This window comes from Mesorhizobium sp. M0410 (genome assembly GCF_040321435.1).
Classification (GTDB): domain Bacteria; phylum Pseudomonadota; class Alphaproteobacteria; order Rhizobiales; family Rhizobiaceae; genus Mesorhizobium.
The window spans coordinates 1-2821 of record NZ_JAMYRN010000062.1 but is presented as its reverse complement, the minus strand read 5'-3'; the positions used below and the strand labels follow the sequence as shown (position 1 = coordinate 2821).

General features: G+C 63.3%; 2 protein-coding genes and 1 pseudogene. All 3 read right to left on the bottom strand.

The features are described from left to right. Positions 1–122: 122 nt before the first annotated feature. On the bottom strand, positions 123–2192 hold the full coding sequence (locus NKI63_RS30550) for a recombinase family protein (RefSeq protein WP_352824122.1): 2070 nt from the start codon (positions 2190–2192) through the stop codon (positions 123–125). Further along, positions 2189–2734, bottom strand: coding sequence for a hypothetical protein (locus NKI63_RS30545; RefSeq protein ID WP_352824123.1), 546 nt, complete (start codon positions 2732–2734; stop codon positions 2189–2191). Before NKI63_RS30545 ends, NKI63_RS30550 begins: the two co-directional genes overlap by 4 nt. Next, positions 2676–2821 (bottom strand): annotated as a pseudogene (locus tag NKI63_RS30540) (IS66 family transposase); the annotation flags it as partial. The pseudogene NKI63_RS30540 and the gene NKI63_RS30545, both read right to left, overlap by 59 nt.

Sequence of the window (2821 nt, the reverse complement as noted above, 5' to 3'; positions counted from 1 at the left end):
TCAACTTGGCGCTGACGATCAGGCTGTAGAGAACGGCAGCGCGCTGTCCGCCGCGATCGGAACCGCAGAACAGCCAGGACTTTCTTCCGAGAGCGAAGACTGATTCATTATGCACCTCCTTTTCAAATGGCGGAAAACAGCGATTCCTGGTTGTCGTCGTGGATGCGACGCGGAGTATTGCGCGCCAGTTCGGCCTTGATCCGTTCGTCTTCGAGGTCGCTGGCGCGGATCTGGTAGGGCGCGCCGCGCATGACCTGCTCGGCGGGTAAGAGGCCATCCCTGATGAACCGGCGGATTTTGACGTGCGAGACTCCAAGCCGGGCGGCCGCGTCCGACATAGTGATCCACTCGCCATTCTTGTCGGAAGAGCGATAGCCGCTGATCTTGTGCACCGTGCGCAGCGATTGGACGCGACGCGCGGTCCAGGTCTTTCCCTGACCGGTCTGCATGCCCATGCGGTTGAGTGTGGCAGCGATTTCGGCATCCGACCATCGGGTTGCCATGGATCGCATGATCGCCAGAGCCTCCTCAGGCGTACGCTGGCCATGCTCTCCCGATTTGGGCTTGCGAACCCGTACCTGCGAGTGCTGGCCTCCGTGCCAGTGGATGGTCAAGATCACGTCGCGCGCATCGTCATCGACATCCGCCACGATGTCCTTGATGAGCGCGCGCAGCAGTTGCTGACGACAGCGCATGTCGACACCCGGCGCGTTCCAGGTGGCCTCGAGATTCTGGGCGAGGCCCGTGAAGTCCGGAACCGCGTCGACAGGCTCCACACGCTGGACTTCGCTCAGCCGGGCCTCGCAGGTCTCCACGCGCCTGAGCGTGGCTTCCCAACTCCTCTCGAGCTGGGCCGCAATAAGCCGGTTCTCCGGGTCGCAGGCCGCATAGCGGCGCTCGGCGAGCGATGCCTCGTAGCGCGCCTGCTGCAGGTCCAGCTCGATCGTCTGCCGGCGCCTGGCCTCGCTCTCCAGCTGCATCCGTTCAGCCTCCAACGCCGCTTCGATCGCCATCGGCGCAACCGCCTCCAGCGCTTCGCGGGTCACCGCCGCGTCGGTACGAAAGCCGTTGAACGACATGCATCGCGCCTGTGCCATCATGAGGTTGCCGCGCTCGCAGCGATATACCGGATAACCTTGGCCGCGTCCGGCATACATGACAACCAGTCTTCGCCCGCATCGACCACAAGAGATGAGACCCGGGAGCAGCGCGCGACCGCCTCGGCCCGACTTGACGCCGCCGGCTTTGCCATAAGCGTTGGCCGCGAGCAGTTCCTGGTTCCGTTCGTACTCGCTCCATCCGATGTAGCCTTCGTGATGGTCCTTGAGCACCACCGCCCACTCGCTAGCCGGCTTGTAATGGCCATAGCTCTTGCGAACGCGGCCATCGACGATCTCAGTGCGCTTCTCGCTTTTACCATAGACATAGGCGCCGGCGTAGAATGGGTTCTTCAGGATCGAGATCACGTTGCGGTAGCGGATCGGAACCCAGTCGAAGGACACCATCTTCTTGCCGTCGGAGGGTCTGGGAAAATGCACGCCATCGTCGATCATCGAGATCAGGACCTGGCGCGCACTGCCGAGTTCGCGGAAGCGCGCGAATATCAGGCGAATGGTCTCCTGCAGGCGCATGTCGGGATCGAACCCGAGACCGTAATCGCGGTGCCAGACATAGCCGAAGGGCACGGAGATGCGCAGTTCCCCGCGCTGTGCCTTGGCGCGGGCGGCCTCGTACATGCGGGCACGCAGCACGCCGAGCTCGAACTCGCTGATGCTGCCCTTCATACCGAGCAGCAGGCGGTCGTTCGGCAACCCCGGATCGTAGACTCCGTCCAGATCGATCACGCGTGCATCGACTTCGCCGCACAACTCGAGCAGCCGATGCCAGTCCGGCCCGTTGCGCGACAGGCGGGACGCCTCCAGGCAAAGCACGGCGCCCACATGGCCGGTGCACAGATCGTCGACCAGGCGCTCGAAACCGGGACGCTCCACAGCCCCGCTTGCGGTCCGTCCCAGATCCTCGTCGATCACCTCTACTTTGCGGAATCCCCAGCGCCGCGCGACGTCGACAAGCTCATATTGCCGACGCTGGCTCTCAAGGTTGAGCTGGACCTGCGCCTGAGTGGACTGACGCACATAGACGACGGCCTTGCGCTTGAGGACGGCAGTCGGAATCAGATTACCGCTCGTCATTGCAGCTCTCCTCCTCCGTTGCCACGCCGGCGGCGGCCATCAGTACGTTGGCGAGCCGGGCGATCACTATGGTCCGTTGCGCTGAACTCAGCCCGTTCAGCTTCTGCGAGTCGAGCGGCAAGCTGAGTTGGCGAACGACCACGAGAGATCGTGTCGGGGGTGGCAGGGTTCTCATGTTGCGCCTCCGCGATGGTGAAATCATCCGGAGAGCCTCGCCGGAAACGGCGTTCGATCAAGAGCTTGTGAAGCTCAAGCAGCGCGGCAAGCGATACGCGCGGGGAGCCCAAATCCATCGCCGCGCAAGCCACGGGATCGATCACCCAGGCCGGAGCGGTAATGACATGCCCGGGCGCGACGACGAGATGAATGATCCGGCCGTTGGCGCGCTCCTCGCTGTTCTCGCAGCGAAGCCGACGTCCGAAATACGGGTGCCAACGATAATGGACCTCGACCTCCTGTCCAACATGGGCAGAATGACCCCGAGATGGCGATGCCGCGCAGGGCTCGCTCGGCTGCATTGTTGGATAGGCAGATCCGCCCATTGTCGAGGAACCGGGTGAAGGATGACCAGCGGCGCAGCATGTAGTTGAAGGCCTTGGTCAGATCGTGTCCGCGCGAGAGCTTGTCGC

Coding starts and splice junctions, on each gene's coding strand:
- NKI63_RS30550 (WP_352824122.1), bottom strand. CDS start 2,192: ATGACGAGCGGTAATCTGATTCCGACTGCCGTCCTCAAGCGCAAGGCC.
- NKI63_RS30545 (WP_352824123.1), bottom strand. CDS start 2,734: ATGGGCGGATCTGCCTATCCAACAATGCAGCCGAGCGAGCCCTGCGCG.